Origin of the sequence: Streptomyces sp. NK15101, assembly GCF_020400725.1 — a bacterium.
GTDB lineage: Bacteria > Actinomycetota > Actinomycetes > Streptomycetales > Streptomycetaceae > Streptomyces.
Window position 1 is genome coordinate 1 of record NZ_JAINVG010000094.1, and the last position, 22,267, is coordinate 22,267.

Genomic DNA, 22,267 nt, shown 5'->3' on the forward strand with positions numbered 1-22,267 from the left:
CGGTCACCCGCTCGCCGGCCGGGACAGCGTCGAGCTGGCCGAGCTGTCGGCGGAGCCGCTCGTCCTCCTCGACCTCCCCCACAGCCGCGACTACTTCCGCTCGCTGGTCGCCGCCACCGGCACCGCGCCGGACGTGCGCTACCGCACGCAGAGCTACGAGACGGTGCGCTCCCTGGTGGCGCGCGGACTCGGCTACTCCGTCCTCAACCAGCGCCCGGCGACCAGCCAGACCTACGGCGGCGGCGAGATCGCGGAGCTCCGCCTCCGGGACGGCGGACCGCCGCTCGAAGTCAAGATCGCCTCGGTGGCGAGCGTGACTCCGACCGCCCGCGCCCGGGCGGTCATGGACGTGCTGCGGGAGGTCGCCCGGCGGCCCGCCGAGGGCTGAGCGGCCCGGGCGGGGCCGCCGCCCCGGGCCCGCGCGGGCCCGGGCGGAGACCTCCCGGACTACAGGTCGGTCCGCCCCGTCACCGTCCGGGCGTGGGCCAGGAGCAGCTCACGGGCCCTGTCGGGGCGCAGGGCCGCGTTGCGGCTGACGATGTGCAGTCCGTAGCCGTCCTCCAGGGCCACCAGGCCGTGCGCCAGGTCGGGCGCGGACGCGGCGAGCGTGAACCCGCCGGCCGCGGCGCCCACCGCGAGGGCGGTGGTGTAGAGCGCGACCTCCCGCGCGAAGAGCGAGGCCATCAGTTCGGCGTGGCCCGGGCTGCGGCCGGCGCGCCGGTGCAGCTCGTACAGCAGCCCGTGGACCGGGTCGTCCGGCAGGCTCGGCAGACCGCTGTCCAGGAGGGCCCGCAGCCGCGCGGCGGGATCGTCGGCGGGCGCCTCGTCGTAGGCCTGCTGCCGGGACGCGAGATAGCCCTCCACGGCGCCCCGGTGCACCTCCAGGACGAGGTCGTCGAGCTCGGGGTAGTAGTACAGGACCGAGCCCTGGGAGACGCCCGCGGCCTCCGCGATGTCCTTGATGCGCAGGGCTTCGAGCCCGCGCTCCGCGATGGCCCGCCCCGCGGCGGAGACGAGGGCCTCCCTGCGTGCCGTCTGGTCGCGTGGTCTGCCGACTTTCCTCATGGGCTCATTCTCTGATGCCCGTATCAGATTGTGCAAGAAGTTCCCGCCCAGGGCATTGACGGCTGGTTCACCTATTGTTTGAATCCCAACTCAAAGAACTCGGTGCGGACGTCGCCGCCGAGCCCCTTCTCCCTCGCCGCCCCGCTGTTTCCGAGCGGCGCTCCCCGAAACGGCCCGGCCCGCATCCCACCCCAGGGGCACGGCTCACCCCACGTCCCACGACGCAAGCGAAGGCCACAGCATGCAGACGTACGCCCACTGGCGGCAGCGCGCCGCCGACCTCACGCCCCGCACGCGCCTGTTCATCGACGGAGCGTGGACCGACCCCGCCGAGGACCGGTGGATCCCGACCGTGAACCCCGCCACCGGCAAGACCACCGCCCACGTGGCGGCCGGCTCCGCGGCGGACGTCGACCGGGCCGTGGCCGCGGCCCGCACCTCCTTCGAGGACGGCCGCTGGTCGCGCACCGCCCCCGCGGAGCGCAGGCGGGTCCTGCTCGCCCTCGCCCGCCTCGTCGAGGAGCACGGCGAGGAGCTCGCCCTCTGCGACACCCTCGACATGGGCAAGCCCATCGCGGAGTCCCACGGCACCGACGTCCCCGGCGCCGCCGGCGTCCTCACCTGGTACGCCGAGGCCGTCGACAAGCTCTACGACGAGGTCGCCCCCGCCCCGCCCGGCAACCTCGCCCTCGTGCGCCGCGCCCCGCTGGGGGTCGTCGGCGCGGTGGTCCCCTGGAACTTCCCCCTCGACCTCGCGACCTGGAAGCTGGCCCCCGCGCTGGCCGCGGGCAACAGCGTCGTGCTGAAGCCGGCCGAGCAGTCCCCGCTCTCGGCGCTGCTCCTCGCGGAACTCGCCGCGGAGGCCGGACTGCCCGACGGCGTCCTGAACGTCGTGCCCGGCCCGGGGGAGACGACCGGGCGGGCGCTCGGCCTCCACCCGGACGTGGACACCCTCGTCTTCACCGGGTCCACCGCCGTGGCCAAGCGCTTCCTCGCCTACTCCGCCGAGTCCAACATGAAGCAGGTCTGGCCCGAGGCCGGCGGCAAGAGCCCCAACGTGGTCTTCGCCGACGCCGACCTGGACGCGGCGGCGGAGCGCGCCGCCTGGGGCTTCGCCTACAACGCCGGACAGGTGTGCTCCGCCAACACCCGCCTGCTCGTCGAGGCCCCCGTCGCCGAGGAGTTCACCGCCCGCGTCGCCGAACACGCCCGCGGCTGGCAGCCGGGCGACCCGCTCGACCCCGCCACCCGGCTCGGACCGCTCGTCGACGAGGCCCAGGCGGAACGCGTCCTCGACGCCGTACGGGCGTCGGGCGGCACCCTCGTGTGCGGCGGCACCCGGCCCGACCGCGACGGCGCCTACCTCGACCCCACCGTCGTCACCGGCCTCGGCCCCGACGCCCCGCTCGTACGGGAGGAACTGTTCGGCCCGGTCCTGACGGTGCTCCCCTTCCGGGACGAGGCCGAGGCGATCCGCCTCGCCGGCGACTCCGCCTACGGCCTTGCCGCCTCCGTGTGGACCCGGGACCTCGGCCGTGCCCACCGCGTGGCGGACGCCCTGCGCGTCGGCACCGTCTCCGTCAACACGGTCGACGCCCTCAGCCCGTACACCCCCTTCGGCGGTTTCGGGCAGTCCGGCCACGGCCGTGACCTCTCCCTGCACTCCTTCGACAAGTACACCGGCCTGAAGACGACCTGGATCGCGTACGGCTGACCCGCCGGCGACCGGAAGGACGCCGGCGCCGCACCCGACCCGACACCCTCACCCCAGCAAGGGACCCACCATGACCAGCGACCGCACCGCAGACCTGATCCGCCTCGACCGGGCGCACATCATCCACCCCTACCTGCCGGGCACCGCCACCGAGCGCGTGATCATGGCCTCCGGCTCCGGCTGCCGCCTCACCGACACCGAGGGCCGCGACTACCTCGACGCCACCGGCGGCCTCTGGCTCGCCCAGATCGGCCACGGCCGCACGGAGGTCGCCGACGTCGCCCACGAGCAGATGAAGAAGCTGGAGTACTTCACCAGCTTCTGGGAGTTCTCCAACGAGCCGGCCATCGAGCTCGCCGCCCGCCTCGCCGACATCGCCCCCGAGCCGCTCAACCACGTCTACTTCACCTCCGGCGGCTCCGAGGGCAACGAGGCCGCCATCAAGATGGCCCGCTACTACCACCACCGGCGCGGCGAGGGCGCCAGGACCTGGATCCTGGCGCGCAGCAAGGCCTACCACGGCATCGGCTACGGCGGCGGCTCGGCCACCGGCTTCCCCGTCTACCACGAGGGCTTCGCCCCGATGATGCCGCACGTCTCCCACCTCACGCCCCCGTGGCCGTACCGCAGCGAGCTGTACGGCGACGAGCCGCTCGCCCCCGAGCAGGTCACCGACTTCCTCGTCCGCGAACTCGAGGAGCGCATCGCCGAGATCGGGCCGAAGAACATCGCCGCGATGATCGGCGAGCCCATCATGGGCGTCGGCGGCATGCTCGTCCCGCCGGCCGACTACTGGCCCCGGGTGCGGGAGGTCCTCGACCGGCACGGCATCCTGCTGATCTTCGACGAGGTCGTCACCGCGTACGGCCGCGTCGGGGAGTGGTTCGCCGCCCAGTACTTCGACGTCACCCCCGACATCATCGTCACCGCCAAGGGCATCACCTCCGGCTACGTCCCCCTCGGCGCCCTCCTGGTGAGCGACAGCCTCGCCGAGGTGCTCCTGCGCGACCACGGCTTCCCCATGGGCTACACCTACAACGGCCACCCCGTCGCCACCGCCGTCGCCACCGCCAACCTCGACATCATCGAGAGGGAAGGGCTGCTCGCCCGCGCCACCGGCCTGGGCTCCTTCCTCCACGACGAGCTGAAGGCGCAGCTGGGCGACCTGCCGATCGTCGGCGAGATCCGCTCCGTCGGCATGATGCTGGCCGTCGAGCTGGTCCAGGACCGCGCCACCCGCGCACCCCTGCCCCTCGACCCGGACCGCATGCCCCACGACGTCATCCGCCGCGAAGCCGGCGTGATCGTCCGCGACTCCGCCCACAGCCTGGTCCTCTCCCCGCCGCTCGTCATGACCGAGACCGAGGCGAAGGAAGTGGCCACCGCGCTGCGCGGAGTCCTGGAACGCACCGAACCCACCGGTGTGATCCGCTCCGCCTGACCGCTCCCGGGAGGCCCGGTGCCCCGCCGGGCCTCCCCGACACGGACGCCACGCCGTCACCGCGCTCGCGCGCATGCTCGCAGTACCCCTCTCCCCGCTAGGAACTGCCCGTGTCCTCCGCGCCCTCCTCCACCGCCCCGCACGCCCCCCACACCGCGACCGGCCTGCGACGCAGCCTGAAGCGCCTCGACATCACCGCCCTGGCCATCGCCGCCGTCATCTCCTTCGACACCGTCGGGCAGATCGCCACCGGCGGCGGCGAGGCCGCCACCTGGACGGCGGCCCTCGCGCTCTTCTTCCTCGTCCCCTACGCCCTGCTGTTCGCCGAGACCGGCGCCGCGTTCCCGCAGGAGGGCGGCCCGTACGTCTGGGTCAAGCTCACCCTGGGACGGGCCGCGGCCGCGCTCACCGTCCTGTTCTACTGGGTGACCAACCCGATCTGGCTGGGCGGCTCCCTGGTCTTCCTCGCCGCCGAGACCTGGGACGGCTTCGTCTTCCACCTGGGCTCGGGGACCGTCGCCGACTACGTGTTCAAACTGCTGTTCGTCTGGACCGCCATCCTCACCGCCGTCGTCTCCCTGCGCCGCGGCAAGTGGATCACCACCCTCGGCGCCGCCGTGAAGGTCCTCACCCTCGCCGGGTTCACCCTGACCGCGCTGCTCTACGGGCTCGAACACGGCTTCCACGGCCTCACCGACGCCCGCTTCACCCCGACCACGGCCGGATTCCTCGCCCTCGTGCCGATCCTGCTGTTCGCCTACGTCGGCTTCGAGGCGCCCAACGCCGCCGGCGAGGAGATGCACGACCCGCAGCGCGACGTGCCCGCCGCACTCGGCCGCTCCGCGACCGTCGCCGCCTGCTGCTACCTGCTGCCGGTCCTCGCGCTGCTCGCCGTCGTCCCCGCCCGCCAGGTCACCGGCATCGGCGGCTTCATGGAAGGCGCCCGCCTCGTCTTCGGCATCTACGGCGACGCGGCCGGCCCGCTCCTGACGCTCACCGCCGCCATGTTCGTCTTCGCCCTCCTCACCCAGGGCAGCGCGTGGATGATCGTCAGCGACCGCATGCAGGCGATGGCCGCCGCCGACGGCGGCTCCTTCAGCCGCGCGCTCGGTGCCTTCCATCCCCGGCTGGGCACGCCCGTGCGGACCAACCTGCTCTCCGGAGCGGTGGCCACCGTGTTCATGATCGTGGCCATGCAGGTCGCGGAGGGCGACGCGGGCGCCGTGTTCGCCGTGGTCCTCACCGTGGCCGTCACCACCCTGCTGCTGTCCTACCTCGTCATCGTCCCGGCGCTCGTCCTGCTCCGCCTGCGCCGGCCCGAGGCCGTCCGGCCCTACCGCGTCCCCTTCGGCGACCGCGGCTTCATGGGCTGCGCGGCGCTGGTCTACGCCTGGATCCTCGTCGGCTCCTGGTGCGCCCTCTTCCCCGGGACCCTGGAAGCGCTCCTCAGCATCGAGTACTCCTTCGAGGACATCTGGGGCATGTCCCGGGGGGCGTTCGAGGCCTTCACCCTCGGCACGGTCGCCGTCCTGCTCCTGGTCGGAGCCCTCGGCCTGGCGATCGCCCGCCGGGAGCGCCCGGAAGCAGAGATTCATTGCAACGATCCGTTGCATTAAGGCGCAGTGTCATTGCATCAATTTCGCGGCTTTCACCTGGAGTTATCGAATCGGGTTCATTGACGGAAGTCTGAACGCAACGTAGCTTTCGGACTGCTTCGAACAGCCGATGCCGCGAGATCGAGGAATGGCCATGAGCGAGTCCGTCCACACCGTCACCACCCTGCCGACCGAGCGCCCGTCCGGATGCCCCTTCGACCCGCCGGCCGAGCTGACCGACGCCCGCAAGCAGGGACCGATCAGCCGCTACACCCACCCCGGCGGGAAACCCGGCTGGATCGTCACCGGACACGAACTGGTCAAGTCGGTCCTGGCCGACCCGCGGTTCAGCTCGCGCAAGGACCTGATGAACGTGGTCGACTTCGAACTGCCGCCCGCGCCGCCCGGTGAGTTCCTCCTCATGGACGAACCGCAGCACGGGCGCTACCGGAAGCCGCTCGTGGGCAAGTTCACCGCGCGGCGGATGCGCCTGCTCACCGAGCGCGTCGAGCAGATCACCGCCGACTGTCTGGACGCCATGGAGGCGTCCGGACCGTCGGCGGACCTGGTGACCGCGTTCGCCAAGCCCATCCCCACCATCATCATCTGCGAGATCCTCGGCGTGCCGTACGAGGACCGGGACTCCTTCCAGGAGCAGATCGACAAGTTCATGAACGGCGAGACGAGCGACGAGGACCTGATCGCGGCCTACACCGCCACCCAGGAGTACCTCGCCCGGCTCGTGTCCGCCAAGCGCGCCCACCCCACCGACGACATCCTCAGCGAACTCACCGACAGCGACCTCACCGACGAGGAACTGAAGGGGATCAGCCTGATCCTCCTGGCGGCCGGTTTCGACACCACGGCGAACATGCTGTCCCTCGGCGCCTTCGCCCTCCTGCAGAACCCGGAGCAACTGGCCGCGCTGCGCGACGATCCCGCCCTCACCGACGGGGCCGTCGAGGAGCTCCTGCGCTACCTGACCGTCGCCAAGTCCTTCATGCGGACGGCACTCGAGGACGTCGAGCTCGGCGGCCAGACCATCGAGGCGGGCACGACGATCGTCCTCTCGTACAACACCGCCAACCGCGACCCCGAGCGCTACGGCAACCCGCACGAGCTCGACATCCGGAGGGACGCCGGCGGACACCTGGCCTTCGGCCACGGCATCCACCTGTGCCTGGGGGCGCAGCTCGCCCGCGTCGAGATGCGGGTCGCCTTCGCCGCGCTCTTCAAGCGCTTCCCGACGCTGCGCCTGGCCGTCCCCGCCGAGGAGGTCGCCCTGCGCCCGGAGACCGCGGACATCTACGGGGTGAAGAGCCTGCCGGTCACCTGGGACGCGTGACCGCGCGCGGGCACGGGCACCACGACGTGCCCGCGCCCGGCGCGGTTCCGCCGTCAGAGGATCCTGTGCTCCGTCCGGAACGGCCCGAGGTCCTCCGCCGTCGCCGCCTGCGCGGCGCTCTCGAAGTCCGCGGGGCCCTGCCGCCGCGGCCGCTCGGGGGAGGGGCGGCAGGGCGGGGGCGAGGGCGAGCGCCGCTGCCCGCCGTGGCGCGAACTGCGCCGGTCCCTGAGCCCGGGCGCCCGCCTCTACCGGCCCGACGAGACCGCCTCCCCCACCGCGGCGCCACCTACGTCATCGACGTCGGCACCCACTGGCGGCCCGGCACCCGCCCGCCGCCGTGGCCGGGCTCCTGGCACAGACCCGTACCGCCCGCCGGACCCTCCCGCCACCGCCTGCGCGCGGACGCCGCGTACGTGAACTTCCCGGACCCCGGCCTCGGGAACTGGCAGCACGCCTACTACGGCGCCGACTACGCCCGCCTGACCGAGGTCAAGCGGCGCTACGACCCCCTCGGCCTGTTCCGCCACGCGCGGTCCGTGACCGGGTCCTGAGGCGGCGTCCTTCGCGTACCGCGCCGGATGTGGGACGGTGAGGACATGCCGGTTCCCGTGATTCTCGACTGCGATCCCGGTCACGACGACGCCTTCAACATCCTGCTGGCCGCCGCCCACCCCGCCGTCGAGCTGCTCGCGATCACCACCGTCGCGGGCAACCAGACGCTGGAGAAGACCACGCTCAACGCCCGCCGGGTCTGTTCCGTGGCCGGGATCCGGGACGTGCCGATCGCGGCGGGCCGCGACCGCCCGCTGCACGGACCGCCCCGGATCGCCGAGAACATCCACGGCGACTCCGGCCTGGACGGGCCCGGCTTCGGCGAGGGCGAACCGGAGGTGCCGCAGGACCCGCGCGACGCCCTCACCCTCATCCGGGACATCCTGCTCGCGCATCCGGCGCCGGTGACGCTCGTACCGACCGGGCCGCTCACCAACGTCGCGGTCTTCCTGCTCGCCCACCCCGAACTCGCCGCGCGCATCGAGCGGATCGTGCTCATGGGCGGCTCGACGGGACGCGGCAACACCACGCCCGCGGCCGAGTTCAACATCCTGTGCGACCCGGAAGCCGCGGACATCGTCTTCCGCAGCGGCCTGCCGGTGACGATGTTCGGCCTCAACGCGACCCACCAGGTGCGGGCCACCGCCGAGGTCGTCGCCCGGATCGCCGCGCTGGGCACCCCGCTGAGCGGGCTCTGCGTCGACCTGCTCACCTACTTCGCGTCCACCTACCGCGAGGTGTACGGCTTCGACGCGCCCCCGCTGCACGATCCGCTCACCGTCGCCCACCTGATCAACCCCTCGCTGGTCAGCCTGGTCCGGGCGGCGGTGACGGTGGAGCTGAACGGCACGCACACCCGGGGCGCGACGGTGGTGGACCTGCACGGGGTGACGGACCGGCCCGCCGACACCGAGGTCGGCATGGAGGTCGACACGGACGCGTTCTGGGACCTGATCGTGGAGGCCGTGCGCGTCCTCGGCCGGCCCTCGTGACGAGGTGGCGGCGTCCCCATCGGGGTGCCGCCACCTCGGACGAACCCGATCGCCTGCCGAACCACGCGCTGTGGACGGTCGGAGCCGAGGTGCCGCCCTGCCGGTCCGTGGCCTCGGCGGACTCGAAGCCCACCCTCCGGTCCTCGGTGTCCACGACGACGCGGTCGCCCGTGACGAGCGGGATCCGCCCCCCATGCGCCGGGAGCGTGCCCCTCCGCTCGGCCGTATCCGTACCCGGATGGAACGCCTCTCCGTCCGGGTACGGCGGGACGGCTCCCGGCCTGCGCTACGGCTGGCCGTCGACCCAGCTCAACTTGTGCCCGTACAGCACCCGCTGGCAGTAGTCCGTGCCCACCGGGTCGGCGGCGTCCCGGTTCGCGGTGCAGTCGGACGCCGAGCCGGGCCGGTGCTCGGAGAGGGACCACAGCCGGCCCGTGCCGCGCTCGACGTAGAGGTCCTCGGCGCCCCGGGCGGTCTTGACGGGCTGGCCGTTCGCGACCAGCTGCTTGTCGATGGTCCAGTGGTAGCGCCAGAGGTTGCCCGGCTCGTCCGTGCCCTTCGACTCGTTCACGTACAGCGTGCCGCCGTTGACCGCGGCGCCCTGCGCGCCGCCGTTGGTCAACGGCAGGTAGTTGGCCCAGCCCTCGGAGGTCACGTCGGCGGTGCGGCCTTCCAGGGCCGCGATCGGGAACGAGGAGATGCGGCCGGTGGACGGGTAGCCGGTCTGCGGACGGCAGTACTCACCCATGATCAGCCGGTCCGGGGTGGCGCTGCGGTCGAGCGAGATGTACGAGGCCTTCGGGGCGCCGGTCGAGACGCAGGCGTAGGAACCCACCGGGTTGCTCTGCGTCGCCTTGAACTTCCACGCGGCGACCTGCGGCATCACGTAGCGGTAACCGAAGCTGTACCAGACGTTGTCGTGCCGGCCGACCTTCGTCTTGTCCTCGACGTTGGCGGTGGTCTTCACCCCGTCGGTGTCGGCGCCCATCGCATCGTGCGTGCTCGGGTCGCCGTCCGGGTCCAGGTCCATGATGTAGCGCATGTCGAAGACGCGCAGGCCGTTGCGGGTGTCGGCGACGTACAGGTAGTTGCCGTACCAGACGATCCCGCCGGCGTGGACGCCCTTCTGGATCGGGTACTCGGAGGCGTGCAGCCCGTCGAAGGAGACGTGGTCGGCCGAGTTGACGTAGGTCCAGCCCAGCAGGACGTGCCGGTACTTGATCTCGGGACTGCCGGTGGCCGGGTTGGTCCGCTTCTGCACGAAGGTGATCCGGACGCCCTTCTGGTTGCAGGCGTCGTTGGCCTCCAGTTCGGCCGTGGTGCAGTCGCCGGTGGCCGGGTTCGGGTCGGTCTCGCGGCCCGGGTCCCAGCCGTCGTACGAGGCGAACAGCTGGATGTCCCCGGCCGTGCCCCACAGCTCGTCGTCCTGGGCGTCGGAGACGCCGGTGAACCCCTGCGGGATCCACTCCTGCGAGGTGGAGTCGTCGCTCTGCAGGCAGTACTTGATGTCGGGGTCCGCGGCAGTGCCGAAGGGGTCGCGGGAGCACCACGGGGTCACGGTGCGGTTGGCCCCGGCCAGGAGGTTCTGCACGCCCGACTTGGGGAGCACCGAGTCCAGACGGGCGACCCGCGCGGTGGTCTCGGAGTTCAGCGCGCCGGGCGACATCGTGAAGTCACCGGGCGAGGCCGTGCCGCCGGGCGAGGTCCAGGCGGTGGCCGCGAACGTCGAGGGAGCGGCTTCGGCGGCGAGGGGTTCCTGGACCGTGGAGTCCGGGACGTCCTCGGCCTGGGCCGGAGCCACGAGGCCGGTGAACGCGAGCGAGGCCGCGGCGGCCGCCGTGAGCCAGGCGCGGCGTATACGCCTTGAGGGCATGGAAGGTTGCCTCCGTCTGTTGTTGCGTCAGACAAGTCGAACGGAGGGTTCCAGAACGCCCGCGCGAAAGGCAAACGTGATTGATTTGTCCGTAGTGCCCCTGAAAATCCCATAGTTGGGGGCGAAATGGGTGAATCATGCCGATCGCGGGGACGGGGATCCGGATGCCCGGACGGTCGGGAGACGGCAGTCCGGTGTCCGGTCGGTGCAGGACCTGCCGCCGATCCCCACGAGATCCACACGGCGGACCGGGGTCCTGGCCCCTGGGTGGCGGCGAAGGGCCAGGACCGGCCGGACCACGCCGAGGGCGAGGAGTCCGTTCTGGACGGCTCCCTGCGCGGCAAGGCGGTCCTGGCCTTCCGGCATGGCTGAAAGCGATCGTCGTCCGTGTCGGCCGGGAGGAGGATGGCGTCATGCGCATTCTGATCGTCACCGCCGGATCCCGTGGGGACGTCGCACCCTTCACCGGTCTGGGACGGCGTCTGCTCGCCGCCGGTCATCAGGTCGCCGTGGCCGCCCACCCCTCCTTCGCCGCGCTCCTCGGCGGATGCGGCCTCGAGCACCGGAGCGTGCCGGGGGACCCGCAGGCACTGATCCGGGACTGGGCACGGGCGGCCTCCCGAGAGGAGGCCCGGGCCCTGACCCGGGCGTACGCGGACGGGCTCGCCGACGGGGTGGCGGAGGCGGTGGCGGGCGGCGCCGACCTGCTGCTCACCCCCTTCGGCCCGGCCCCCCTGGCCCGCACGGCCGGCGAGGCGCTCGGGGTTCCGGTCGTCGGCACCTACCTCGTACCGGCTTTCGCAACCCGGGAGTTCCCGCTGCCCGACGCGCGGAACACCGACGACCTGGGCCCCGAGGGCAACCTCGCCGCGGGCCGGGACGTGCTGAAGCGCGCCGACGGGGTCTTCGCGGGAGCCGTGACCCGGCTGCGCGACCGCCTCGGGCTGCCCGCCGGCACGCCCTCGGCACCGGAGGACATCCGGCCGGTCTTCCACGGCTACAGCCCGCTGGTGGTGCCGCGTCCCGGGGACTGGCCCTCCGGCGTCGACGTCACCGGCTACTGGTGGTCCGCGCGGCCGGACCACTGGCGGCCCCCGGCCGAACTGGTCGACTTCCTCCAGGCGGGACCGCCCCCGGTGTTCATCGGGTTCGGCAGCATGGCGGCGGGGCAGGGGGAGCGGCTCGGCGAGCTGGTGGCCGCGGCGGTGCGGCGGGCCGGCGTGCGCGCGGTGGTGCAGGCGGGATGGGCGGGGCTGAGCGGACACGGCGACGACGTCCTCGCCGTCGGCGACGTCCCGCACGACTGGCTGTTCCCGCGCACCGCCGCCGTGGTCCACCACGCGGGCGCGGGCACCACGGCGGCCGGGCTGCGGGCCGGCGTGCCCGCCGTACCCGTCCCCGTCATGTACGACCAGCCGTTCTGGTCGGCCCGGCTGCACGCGCTCGGGGTCGCCCCGCGGCCCGTGCCGTTCGACGCCCTGACCGCCGGGGCCCTCGGCGACGCGATCACGGCCTGTCTGTCCGAGCCGTCCCACCGCCGCCGCGCGGCCGAACTCGCCCGGGGGATCGCGGCGGAGGACGGTGCGGCTCCGGTGCTCGCCCACGTCGAAGCGGCGGTCACCGAATGATCCGAGACCGCTCAGTCCACGGCGTGGCCGGTGTTCCGGAGCATCTGCCGGAGCACCTTCAGGGCGGTGACGTAGTCGGCGTCGTCGATGCCCTCGTGGATGCGTGCGCGGATCGCCGGGGCGTGCCGCTTGAACTCGACACGAGCCGCCTCTCCGGCCTCGGTGATCCACAGCCGCCCTTCGTCGTCGAGGCGGAGCCGACCGCGCTCGACGAGGGCCCGCGACTCGGTCGCCAGGTCGTCCTCGGGCCGCAGGTAGGAGCACATCGCCTCGCACAGCTCGGGGACGGTCATGCCGCGTCCGTCGGCCGAGACGTCGTTCGCGGACAGGTTGCGCAGCAGCCAGAACTGGGGCTGGGTGAAGCCGAGTTCGGCCTGCCGAGCCCTCGTGAAGGCGATGAGGGCCTCGTGGGCGAGCCCCGTCCAGTACGTGGCCGGCTGGGCGGCGAGCCGGGCGTCGGAGAGGCGTGCTGTCGTCATGTGCGGTGCTCCCTCCGGATGTTCGCGAGGAGATCACCGTAGAACCTGAAGTCGACTTGAGGCAAAGCGTCGTGGAGGGAGCGCGGGGGCGCCGTGAGGATCCCGGCGCCCCCGCCTCCAGCGGACCTCGGTCACGCGGCGATCAGGCCCAGTTCGGCCGCCAGCCGGGCGCGGTGCCAGGCCGGTGGGCCGAAGAGCTGCGCCGCGCCGTGTGCCCGCTTGAAGTAGCGATGGGCGTCGTGCTCCCAGGTGATGCCGATGCCGCCGTGCAGCTGGATCATCTCGCCCGCCACCGCCGAGAACGCCTCCGAGCAGGCGGACTTGGCGGCGGCCGCGCGGCGGGTGAGCTCCGGGTCGCCCGTGGCGGCGGCGAAGGAGGCGCCGAGCGCGGCCGAGCGCGCCGACTCGACCAGGACGTACGCGTCCGCGAGACGGTGCTTGACCGCCTGGAAGGAGCCGATGGGCCGGCCGAACTGGACCCGCTCCCCGGCATGGGCGAGCGTGAGTTCGAGGCAGCGCGCGGCGGCGCCGACCTGTTCGGCGGCGAGTGCCGCGCACGCCAGGTCGAGGACGTGCGCGAGCACCCGCGCGCCCTCCCCCTCCGCTCCCACGAGCCGCCCCTCCGCCTCGGTGAGCACCACGCGCGCCTGCGTCCTGCTGGAGTCCATCGGCACGGCCGCCTCGCGGTCCACGCCGGCTCCGTCCACGGGCACTTCGAAGAGCGAGACCCCCGCTCCCGACCGGGCCGCCACGAGCAGGACCCCGGCCTCCGCGCCGTTCAGCACGTGTTCCTTGGTCCCGGTGATCCGCCAGCTCCCGCCGGGCCCGGGCGCGGCCCCGGCCCGTACGTCCGACGGGTCCCAGGAGCCGCGCTCGGCCCACGCCAGGGCCCCCACCACGGCCCCCGAGGCCAGTTCCGGGAGCAGCCGCGCGCACGCCGCCCCGTCACCGGAGGCGAGCAGCGCCTGCACCACGAGCACCGCGGAGCCGAGGTACGGAACGGGGCTGAGCTCCCGTCCCAGCTCCTCCAGCACCACGTGGACCTCGCGGGCCCCGCACCCGGCGCCGCCGTACTCCTCGGGGACGGCGAGCCCCGCGACGCCGATCTGCTCGGTCAGCGGCCGCCAGGCCGCGTCGCCCGCGTGGCGTCCGAGCACGGCCCGCACGGCGGACCGCAGTTCTTCCTGTTCCTCCGTCGGCCTCATGCCTCTGCTCCTCTCGATGCCGGTCGGGTACGGGGCCGCTCGGCCGCCGCCGGGTCCTCCGCGGAGAGGTCCCGGCCGCGGGTCTCGGCCGTCCGCCGGACGGCGAGCGCGGTCACGAGCCCGCAGACGACGGCGAGGACCGCGAGGGGGGCGCTCCGGGCGTCGCCGGAGAGCAGGCCGCCGGCGAACACGGGGGTGAGTCCGCCTCCGATCAGCGCGGCCAGCTGGTAGCCGAGGGAGGCGCCGGTGTAGCGGACGCGGGTGCCGAACATCTCCGAGAGCAGCGGTCCGAGCGGCGCGTACATCGCGGACTGCACCACCTGGCCGAGGACCATGCCGAGGATCAGCAGGGCGGGGGAGCGCGCGTCCACCAGGGCGTAGACCGGGAAGGCGAGCAGCACGACGCCCGCCGCGCCGGCGAGCACGACGGCCCGGCGGCCGACGCGGTCGGAGAGCGCGGAGAAGAGCGGGATGGACACCAGACCCGTGACCGAGGTGAAGAGCAGTCCGGTCATCACCTCGGAGGTGGCGTATCCGATGGCCGTGGCGTAGGTGAGCATGAAGGTGCTGATCAGCGCCGTCAGCGCGAAGGGTCCGATGCCCACGGCACACGCGAGGACGAGGTTGCGGGGCCTGCGCAGCACCTGCGCCAGCGGGACGCCGGAAGCCGCCCCCGTGCCTCGCTCCCGCGCGGCCTGCCGGAAGAGCGGGCTCTCCGTGACGCTGACGCGTACGTAGAGGCCGATGCCGAGGAGCACCGCGCTGAACAGGAACGGGACGCGCCAGCCCCAGCTCAGGAAGGACGCGCGGGGGAGCAGCGAGGCGAGGGTGACGGCGACCGTGGAGAGCAGGAAGCCGATGGGGGACCCCATCTGCATCACCCCGCTCCACAGGCCGCGGCGCCGGGGATCGGCGTGCTCGACGACCATGAGCGTCGCGCCGGCCCATTCCCCGCCGATGGCGACGCCCTGGACGACGCGGAACAGCACCAGGAGCACGGGAGCCGCGACGCCGATCGTCCCGTACGTCGGGAGGACACCGATCAGGAAGCTCGCCACGCCCATGAGGGCCATGGTGAGGACGAGCATGGACTTGCGGCCGAGCCGGTCGCCGAAGTGGCCGAAGACGGCGCCGCCGAGCGGCCGCGCCACATAGCCGGCGGCGAGGGTCCCGAAGGCGGCGATCGTGCCGACGGCGGGATCGGACTCGGGGAAGAACAGCTCGCCGAAGACGAGCGCGGCCATCGTGCCGTAGAGCAGGAAGTCGTAGTACTCGATGACGGTGCCGAGCAGGCTCGACAGCGCCACCCTGCGCAGCAGCGCGGGGTCGGAGGATCTCTCGGGGGTGTGCGGGGACGGTGCGGGGGACACGCTGACTCCCGGGTGCGGTAGGGAAGTGGGGACGGCGAGCGGAAGGGAACCGGGCCCGCTGCCCGGTCCCGGGCGGCGGACGCCGTTCAGGACGCGAGGACGCGGGCGCGGCAGGCGGCGGGGGTGCCCCAGGCGTCGCGGAGGGGACGGGCCTTGCGGATCCACAGGGCGAGGTCCAGTTCCTCCGTGTAGCCGACGGCCCCGTGGAGCTGCAGGGCGGTGCGGGCGGCGGCGTACGCGGCCTCGCCCGCCGTGACCTTCGCCGCGGCGGTCTCGGCGGCGGCGTGGCCGGCCCCTCCGGCCAGGGCCAGGGCCGCCGAGTGGAGCAGCGGCCGGGCGAACTCCAGCGCGACGAGCGTGTCGGCGAGGCGGTGCTTCACCGCCTGGAAGGAGCCGATGGCCACCCCGAACTGGGTGCGCTGCTTCACGTACTCCACGGTCCGGCCGAGCAGGGCGAGGCCGAGGCCGAGGGACTGGGCGGCGGTGGCCAGGGCGGCGACCTCGGCGGCGTGCGCGGCGGCGGCGGCCACGGCCGGGCCCCGTGCCAGGACGGTTCCGCCGAGCGGGCGGGCAAGCCGGCGCGCGGGGTCGGCCGAGGGCTGGACGGGGCCGGCGGTCTCCGCCAGGCGCAGGGTGTCGCCCTCGACGACGAGCACGGCGTCGGCTGCGTCCGCGTCCAGGGCGTAGGGGCCGCCGGTCTCCGGCACGCACAGGGAGACGACCGCCTTCCCCGAGGCGATCTGCGGCAGCCACACGGCGGCGGCCCCCTCCGTGGCGGAGCCGCCGGAGCCGCCGAGACGGTCGAGCAGCGCCGCAGCGGCGACCGTCTCCACCAGCGGGCCGGGCACGGCGTGGCGGCCCAGCTCGGTGAAGGCGACGGCCAGTTCGAGGGGCAGCGGGCCGAGTCCGTCGTGCCGCTCCGGGACGGCGAGGGCGAGGACACCGGCCTCCGCGAGCCGTGACCAGAGCGCGCGGCCGGGCGTGGTGTCGCCGGCCGCCCAGGCCCGTACGGCCGCGGGGGTGTCGGCCGCCGTGAGCATGCCGTCGAGGGAGCGGGCGAACTCCCGCTGCTCGTCGTCGAGGAGGAACCGCATCACCGGCGTCCCTTCGGGAGGCCGAGCAGCCGCTCGGCGATGATGTCGCGCTGGATCTCGTTGGTGCCGGCGTAGATGGGACCGGCCAGGGAGAAGGTGTGGCCCTCGGCCCAGCCGCCGTGCGCGGGCGCGTCGTCGGCGGCGTCGGCCAGTTCGCCGTACGGTCCGAGCAGGTCGAGGGCGGTCTCGTGGAGCGCGATGTCGAGCTCGGACCAGAAGACCTTGTTGAGGCTGGACTCGGCGCCGATCGAGCCTCCGGCGGCGATGCGCGAGGCGCCCGCGTAGGCGAACAGCCGGTAGGCACGGGCGCCGATGACCGCGTCGGCGACCCGGTCGCGCAGCGCGGTGTCGGAGGGGTCGGCGGTCTCCCGCCACAGCCCCGTGAGGCGTTCGGCGGCGGCCGTGAACCGGCCGGGGCTGCGCAGGGTCAGCCCCCGCTCGTTGCCCGCCGTGCTCATCGCGACCCGCCAGCCCTGTCCGGGAGCGCCGATCACGTCCTCGTCGGGCACGAACACGTCGTCGAGGAAGAGCTCGGCGAAGGCGGGCTTCCCGTCGAGGCGCCCGATGGGCCGTACGGTCACCCCGTCGGCGTCCAGCGGGAACATCAGGTACGTCAGGCCCTGGTGCGGCTTCGCGGCCTCCGGGTCGCTGCGGAAGAGGCCGAAGGCGCGGTCGGCGAAGGCCGCCCGGGACGACCAGGTCTTCTGGCCGCGCAGGAGCCAGCCGCCCTCGGTCCGTTCGGCCGTGGAGCGCAGCGAGGCGAGGTCGGAGCCGGACTCGGGCTCGGACCAGGCCTGGGCCCAGATGACCTCGCCGCTCGCCATGGAGGGCAGGACGCGGGCGCGCTGTTCGTCGGTGCCGTGCTCGAAGAGGGTGGGGGCGAGGAGGCTGATGCCGTTCTGGCCGACCCGGCCGGGGGCGCCGGCCGCGTAGTACTCCTCCTCGAAGATCAGCCACCGGAGGATCGAGGCGCCCCGGCCACCGTACTCCTCGGGCCAGGAGACCACCGACCAGCGGTCGGCGAAGAGGGTCCGCTCCCACTCCCGGTGGGCGGCGAAACCCTCCGCCGTCTCCAGGGAGGGCAGCGGGACGTCGGGCACGTGGGCGGTGAGCCAGGCGCGGGCCTCGGCCCGGAAGGCGTCCTCCGCGGCGGTGAAGTCGAGGTCCATCAGGCTCCCGCCGCCTTCATGGAGCGTACGTCCATGCCGCCCAGCGCGTCGGGGGCGGTCTCGGCGTTGTGCGCGTGCGCGAGGTGGTGCAGGCCGAAGACCGAGTCCATGCCGGTGTGCAGGCCCTGGAGGTCCTCGGCCTGGTTGACGGCGCGCTTGGTCAGGGCCAGGCCCATGCGGGGCATCTCGGCGATCCGGGAGGCCAGCTCCATGGTCCGTTCCGTCAGCTCCCCGGGCGGCACGACCCGGTTGACCATGCCGATCTCGTAGGCGCGCCGGGCGTCCATCCGGTCGCCGGTGTAGAGGAACTCCTTGGCGATGCGCGGTGGCATCACCCAGGGGTGGGCGAAGTACTCGACGCCGGGAATGCCCATGCGGACCACGGGGTCGGCGAAGAACGCGTCCTCGGCGGCGACGATGAGGTCGCACACCCAGGCGAGCATCAGGCCGCCCGCGACGCAGGCTCCCTGCACCGACGCGATCATGGGCTTGGGCAGTTCGCGCCAGCGGCGGCACATGCCGAGGTAGACCTCGGACTCACGGGCGAAGCGGCTCTCCGCCCCCTGCTTGTCCGAGTGGTCCCACCAGAGTCCGGCGCGCCGGTCGAAGGGCAGGTGGGCGTCCCGCTCGGGGGTGCCGATGTCGTGGCCGGCGGAGAAGTGCTTCCCCGCTCCGGCGAGCACGACGACCTTGACCTCGTCGTCGTCGGCCGCGCGGTAGAAGGCGCGGTCGAGGGCGTACGTCATCGCGGAGTTCTGGGCGTTGCGGTAATCGGGCCGGTCCATCGTGACGACGGCCACCGGGCCGAGGCGTTCGTAGCGGACCGGGGCCGTGGATGCGGTGCGGGCAGCGGACATCCGCCCTCCTTCCCTAACAAGTGTTTGGTAGGTTAACGTACGGCCATGAGCAACGTCGAGGAGTTCCGCAGAGAGGTCCGCGGCTGGCTGCGCGCCAACCTCACGGGCGAGTTCGCCGCCCTGCGCGGCCGCGGCGGCCCCGGACGGGAACACGAGGCGCACGCCGAACGCCTCGCCTGGGAGCGGCACATGGCCGCGGCGGGATGGACCTGCGTCGGCTGGCCCGAGGAGTACGGCGGCCGGGGCGCGACCCTCGAACAACAGGTCGCCTTCCACGAGGAGTACGCCCTCGCCGACGCCCCCGCCCGCGTCAGCCACATCGGCGAGCAGCTCCTGGGGCCCACCCTCATCGCCTTCGGCACCCCCGAACAGCGAGAGAGGTTCCTCCCGCCGATCGCCGCCGTCACGGAGCAGTGGTGCCAGGGCTACTCCGAGCCGGACGCCGGCTCGGACCTGGCCAACGTGCGCACCCGGGCCGAACGGGACGGCGAGGAGTGGGTGATCACCGGACAGAAGGTCTGGACCTCACTCGCGCACGAGGCCGACTGGTGCTTCGTCGTCGCCCGCACCGAGCCCGGATCCACCCGCCACCGCGGCCTGTCCTACCTGCTCGTCCCCCTGGACCGGCCCGGCGTCGAGATCAGGCCCATCGTCCAGCTGACCGGCACCTCGGAATTCAACGAGGTCTTCTTCGACGGGGCCCGCACCCACGCCTCCCACGTCGTCGGCGCCCCCGGCGACGGCTGGCGGGTCGCCATGGCCACCCTCGGCTTCGAGCGGGGCGTCTCCACCCTCGGCCAGCAGGTCGGCTTCCGCCGCGAGCTGGAGGCCGTCGTCGAACTGGCCAGGCGCAACGGCGCCGCCGCCGACCCGCTGATCCGCGACCGCATCGCCCGTGCCTGGATCGGTCTGGAGACCATACGGTTCAACGCCCTGCGCATGCTCGACGGGGTCGCCGCCGGAGCTCCCGGCCCCGAGGCCTCCATCGGGAAGATCTTCTGGGCCACCTGGCACCGGGAACTCGGCGAACTCGCCATGGACGTCTGCGGAGCCGCGGGGATGCTGGCCGACGGCGAGCCGTACGACCTCACCGACTGGCAGCGGCTCTACCTCTTCTCCCGCTCCGACACCATCTACGCCGGCTCCAACGAGATCCAGCGGAACATCATCGCCGAGCGCGTCCTCGGCCTGCCCAAGGAGGTCCGCCCATGACCGGCACACCACCGCCCTACGTGCCGGGCCACGGCCTGCTCGCCGGCCGTGGCGCCGTCGTCACCGCCGCCGCCGGCGCCGGCATCGGCGGCGCGACCGCCAGACGGCTCCTGGAGGAAGGCGCACGGGTCGTCGTCTCCGACGCCCACGCCCGCAGACTGAAGGAGACCGAGGCCGAGCTGGCCGCGGAGTTCGGCGCCGACCGCGTCGCCGCCCTGCCCTGCGACGTCACCGACGAGGCCCAGGTCGCCGCGCTGTTCGACCTCGCCGAGGAACGCCACGGACGCCTCGACGTCGTCGTCAACAACGCGGGCCTCGGCGGCACCGCCGACCTGGTCGACATGACCGACGAACAGTGGGACAAGGTCCTCGACGTCACCCTCAACGGCACCTTCCGCTGCACCCGCGCCGCCCTGCGCCGCATGAAGGCCGGGGGTGCCGGGGGCGTCGTCGTCAACAACGCCTCGGTGATCGGCTGGCGGGCCCAGAAGGGACAGGCCCACTACGCCGCCGCCAAGGCCGGCGTGATGGCGCTCACCCGATGCGCCGCCCTGGAGGCCGCCGAGTACGGCGTGCGCGTCAACGCCGTCTCCCCGAGCCTGGCCATGCACCCGCACCTGGTGAAGGTCACCACCCCCGAACTCCTGGAGGAGCTGACCTCCCGCGAGGCCTTCGGACGCCACGCCGAACCGTGGGAGGTGGCCAACGTCATCGTCTTCCTGGCCAGCGGCTACTCCTCGTACCTGACGGGGGAGGTCCTCTCCGTCAGCAGCCAGCACCCGTGAGACCGGCGCCGGAGCGGCGCCGCGAGATCCTGGACACGGCGGCCGAGGTGTTCGCCGCCCAGGGGTACGACGCCACCACCGTCCGCCGCATCGCCGACGCGGCCGGCCTGCTCGCCGGCAGCCTCTACTACCACTTCGACTCCAAGGAGTCGATGCTCGACGAGATCCTCCGCGCCTTCCTGGACGAGCTGTGGGCCCGCTACGACGCCGTGCTCGCCGCGCTGCTCGGCCCCCGGGAGACCCTGGAGGCCCTCGTCACCGAATCGTTCCGGGAGATCGACCGGCACCGCGCCGCCGTCGCCATCTACCAGAAGGAGTCCAGGCACCTGCGGGAACAGCCGCGCTTCGGCTATCTCGCCGGCTCGCAGCGGAGGTTCGAGGAGGCCTGGCTCAGGACCCTGGAGCGCGGCGTCGCCGCCGGGGTCTTCCGAACCGACCTCGACGTCCGCCTGACCTACCGCTTCGTGCGCGACACCGTCTGGGTCGCCGCGTCCTGGTACCGGCCGGGCGGACAGCACAGCCCGGAGGAGATCGCCCGCCAGTACCTGTCGATGGTGCTGGAGGGCGTCGCCCTCCGTGACGGACACCGGACACACGAATGACACACGCCCAAGGAGTGACCATGGCCGAGGCCTACATCGTCGAAGCGGTACGGACCCCGGTCGGCCGGCGGAACGGCGGACTGTCCGCCGTCCACCCGGCCGACCTCGGAGCCCATGTCCTCAAGGCCCTCATGGAGCGCTCGGGCGCCGACCCGGCCGCCGTCGAGGACGTCGTCTTCGGCTGCCTGGACACCGTCGGCCCGCAGGCCGGCGACATAGCCCGCACCTGCTGGCTGGCCGCCGGACTGCCCGAGGAGGTTCCCGGCACGACCGTGGACCGGCAGTGCGGCTCCTCCCAGCAGGCCCTGCACTTCGCCGCCCAGGGCGTCCTGTCCGGCACCCAGGACCTGGTGGTCGCGGGCGGTGTGCAGAACATGTCGATGATCCCCATCGCCTTCGCCAGCCGCCGGGCCGCCGACCCGCTCGGACTGACCGAGGGCCCGTACGCCGGTTCCGCGGGCTGGCGCGCCCGCTACGGCGACCAGCCCGTCAACCAGTTCCACGGCGCCGAACTCATCGCCGCCAAGTGGGACATCTCCCGCCGGGACATGGAGGAGTTCGCCCTCCGCTCGCACCAGCGGGCCGCCCGCGCCATCGACGAGGGCCGCTTCGACCGCGAGATCGTCCCCTACGGGGACGTCACCACCGACGAGGGCCCGCGCCGCGACACCACCCTGGAGAAGATGGCCGGTCTGAAGCCGCTGGTCGACGGCGGCCGGCTGACCGCCGCCGTCTCCTCGCAGGTCTCCGACGGCGCCTCGGCGCTGCTGATCGCCTCGGAACGCGCCGTACGGGAACACGGACTGACGCCGCGCGCCCGCGTCCACCACCTGTCCGTCCGGGGCGAGGACCCGATCCGCATGCTGTCGGCCCCGATCCCGGCGACGGCGTACGCCCTGAAGAAGGCCGGGATGACGCTCGACGACATCGACCTGGTGGAGATCAACGAGGCCTTCGCCCCGGTCGTCCTGGCCTGGCTGAAGGAGACCGGCGCCGACCCGGAGAAGGTCAACGTCAACGGCGGCGCCATCGCCCTCGGCCACCCGCTCGGCGCCACCGGCACCAAGCTGACGACCACCCTCCTGCACGAACTGGAGCGCACCGGTGGCCGCTACGGCCTGCAGACGATGTGTGAGGGCGGCGGTCAGGCGAACGTGACGGTCATCGAGCGTCTGTGACGGACGAGGCCCGGCCCCGGACCGTCCGGCCGGAGGCCGGCGCAGGCTCCCGAAGCCGGGGAGGCCCCCTGGGGCCGAGCGGTGCGAGGGGGCCGGTCGGGAGGGGCCGAT

At 73.2% G+C, this 22,267-nt stretch carries 20 protein-coding genes; 12 read left to right on the plus strand and 8 right to left on the minus strand.

Annotated features, from left to right (window positions below; translation table 11 throughout):
- On the plus strand, positions 1 to 388 hold a 388-nt coding region (locus tag K7G60_RS32815), incomplete at its 5' end, for a LysR substrate-binding domain-containing protein (protein ID WP_263986592.1).
- Positions 389 to 447: 59 nt separating this feature from the next.
- On the opposite strand, the gene K7G60_RS32820 is transcribed toward K7G60_RS32815, so the two are convergent.
- Positions 448 to 1,065 carry a TetR/AcrR family transcriptional regulator gene (locus K7G60_RS32820; RefSeq protein WP_225804608.1) on the minus strand — a complete coding sequence of 206 codons (618 nt, stop codon included), beginning with the start codon at positions 1,063 to 1,065 and terminating at the stop codon, positions 448 to 450.
- 241 nt (positions 1,066 to 1,306) lie between these two features.
- Here K7G60_RS32820 and K7G60_RS32825 point away from each other — a divergent pair, with 241 nt between their 5' ends.
- The 6 genes from K7G60_RS32825 (at position 1,307) to K7G60_RS32850 (ending at position 8,704) form a co-directional block, all read left to right on the plus strand.
- On the plus strand, positions 1,307 to 2,779 hold the full coding sequence (locus K7G60_RS32825) for an aldehyde dehydrogenase family protein (RefSeq protein WP_225804609.1): 1,473 nt from the start codon (positions 1,307 to 1,309) through the stop codon (positions 2,777 to 2,779).
- Positions 2,780 to 2,849: 70 nt separating this feature from the next.
- Positions 2,850 to 4,220: an aspartate aminotransferase family protein gene (locus K7G60_RS32830; protein WP_225804610.1), complete on the plus strand. Its 1,371-nt coding sequence runs from the start codon at positions 2,850 to 2,852 to the stop codon at positions 4,218 to 4,220.
- 110 nt (positions 4,221 to 4,330) lie between these two features.
- Positions 4,331 to 5,836 carry an APC family permease gene (locus K7G60_RS32835; RefSeq protein WP_225804611.1) on the plus strand — a complete coding sequence of 502 codons (1,506 nt, stop codon included), beginning with the start codon at positions 4,331 to 4,333 and terminating at the stop codon, positions 5,834 to 5,836.
- A gap of 133 nt (positions 5,837 to 5,969) precedes the next feature.
- On the plus strand, positions 5,970 to 7,160 hold the full coding sequence (locus K7G60_RS32840) for a cytochrome P450 (RefSeq protein ID WP_225804612.1): 1,191 nt from the start codon (positions 5,970 to 5,972) through the stop codon (positions 7,158 to 7,160).
- A 203-nt stretch (positions 7,161 to 7,363) separates the two neighbouring features.
- Positions 7,364 to 7,711, plus strand: a complete 348-nt coding sequence (locus tag K7G60_RS39285; protein WP_225804613.1) for a BBE domain-containing protein — start codon at positions 7,364 to 7,366, stop codon at positions 7,709 to 7,711.
- A gap of 45 nt (positions 7,712 to 7,756) precedes the next feature.
- The gene (locus K7G60_RS32850; protein ID WP_225804614.1) at positions 7,757 to 8,704 is read left to right on the plus strand and encodes a nucleoside hydrolase; all 948 of its coding nucleotides are present in this window, start codon (positions 7,757 to 7,759) and stop codon (positions 8,702 to 8,704) included.
- Between the two features lie 286 nt (positions 8,705 to 8,990).
- Here the strand turns inward: K7G60_RS32850 and K7G60_RS32855 are convergent, their stop codons facing one another.
- Entirely contained in the window at positions 8,991 to 10,577 is a 1,587-nt protein-coding gene (locus tag K7G60_RS32855) for a hypothetical protein (RefSeq protein WP_225804615.1), read from the minus strand.
- 413 nt (positions 10,578 to 10,990) lie between these two features.
- Here K7G60_RS32855 and K7G60_RS32860 point away from each other — a divergent pair, with 413 nt between their 5' ends.
- Complete coding sequence (locus tag K7G60_RS32860; protein WP_225804616.1) at positions 10,991 to 12,205, plus strand: glycosyltransferase; 1,215 nt, start codon at positions 10,991 to 10,993, stop codon at positions 12,203 to 12,205.
- A gap of 11 nt (positions 12,206 to 12,216) precedes the next feature.
- Here the strand turns inward: K7G60_RS32860 and K7G60_RS32865 are convergent, their stop codons facing one another.
- The 6 genes from K7G60_RS32865 to K7G60_RS32890 form a co-directional block, all read right to left on the minus strand.
- Complete coding sequence (locus tag K7G60_RS32865; protein WP_225804617.1) at positions 12,217 to 12,684, minus strand: MarR family winged helix-turn-helix transcriptional regulator; 468 nt, start codon at positions 12,682 to 12,684, stop codon at positions 12,217 to 12,219.
- 131 nt (positions 12,685 to 12,815) lie between these two features.
- Positions 12,816 to 13,889: an acyl-CoA dehydrogenase family protein gene (locus K7G60_RS32870; RefSeq protein ID WP_225804618.1), complete on the minus strand. Its 1,074-nt coding sequence runs from the start codon at positions 13,887 to 13,889 to the stop codon at positions 12,816 to 12,818.
- Complete coding sequence (locus K7G60_RS32875) at positions 13,886 to 15,259, minus strand: MFS transporter (protein ID WP_225804619.1); 1,374 nt, start codon at positions 15,257 to 15,259, stop codon at positions 13,886 to 13,888. The genes K7G60_RS32870 and K7G60_RS32875 overlap by 4 nt, the downstream gene beginning before the upstream one ends.
- An 86-nt stretch (positions 15,260 to 15,345) precedes the next feature.
- On the minus strand, positions 15,346 to 16,353 hold the full coding sequence (locus tag K7G60_RS32880; RefSeq protein WP_225804631.1) for an acyl-CoA dehydrogenase family protein: 1,008 nt from the start codon (positions 16,351 to 16,353) through the stop codon (positions 15,346 to 15,348).
- Positions 16,353 to 17,522, minus strand: a complete 1,170-nt coding sequence (locus K7G60_RS32885; protein ID WP_225804620.1) for an acyl-CoA dehydrogenase family protein — start codon at positions 17,520 to 17,522, stop codon at positions 16,353 to 16,355. Before K7G60_RS32885 ends, K7G60_RS32880 begins: the two co-directional genes overlap by 1 nt.
- The gene (locus tag K7G60_RS32890) at positions 17,522 to 18,379 is read right to left on the minus strand and encodes an enoyl-CoA hydratase (RefSeq protein WP_225804621.1); all 858 of its coding nucleotides are present in this window, start codon (positions 18,377 to 18,379) and stop codon (positions 17,522 to 17,524) included. Before K7G60_RS32890 ends, K7G60_RS32885 begins: the two co-directional genes overlap by 1 nt.
- Before the next feature lie 45 nt (positions 18,380 to 18,424).
- Here K7G60_RS32890 and K7G60_RS32895 point away from each other — a divergent pair, with 45 nt between their 5' ends.
- Genes K7G60_RS32895 through K7G60_RS32910 form a run of 4 tightly spaced genes read left to right on the plus strand, consistent with a single transcriptional unit; the run spans position 18,425 to position 22,156 of the window.
- The gene (locus K7G60_RS32895; RefSeq protein WP_225804622.1) at positions 18,425 to 19,591 is read left to right on the plus strand and encodes an acyl-CoA dehydrogenase family protein; all 1,167 of its coding nucleotides are present in this window, start codon (positions 18,425 to 18,427) and stop codon (positions 19,589 to 19,591) included.
- Entirely contained in the window at positions 19,588 to 20,376 is a 789-nt protein-coding gene (locus K7G60_RS32900; RefSeq protein ID WP_225804623.1) for an SDR family oxidoreductase, read from the plus strand. The genes K7G60_RS32895 and K7G60_RS32900 overlap by 4 nt, the downstream gene beginning before the upstream one ends.
- Positions 20,373 to 20,978, plus strand: a complete 606-nt coding sequence (locus K7G60_RS32905; RefSeq protein ID WP_123457118.1) for a TetR/AcrR family transcriptional regulator — start codon at positions 20,373 to 20,375, stop codon at positions 20,976 to 20,978. Before K7G60_RS32900 ends, K7G60_RS32905 begins: the two co-directional genes overlap by 4 nt.
- Before the next feature lie 20 nt (positions 20,979 to 20,998).
- Positions 20,999 to 22,156, plus strand: a complete 1,158-nt coding sequence (locus tag K7G60_RS32910; RefSeq protein WP_225804624.1) for an acetyl-CoA C-acetyltransferase — start codon at positions 20,999 to 21,001, stop codon at positions 22,154 to 22,156.
- The last annotated feature ends 111 nt before the right edge of the window (positions 22,157 to 22,267 follow it).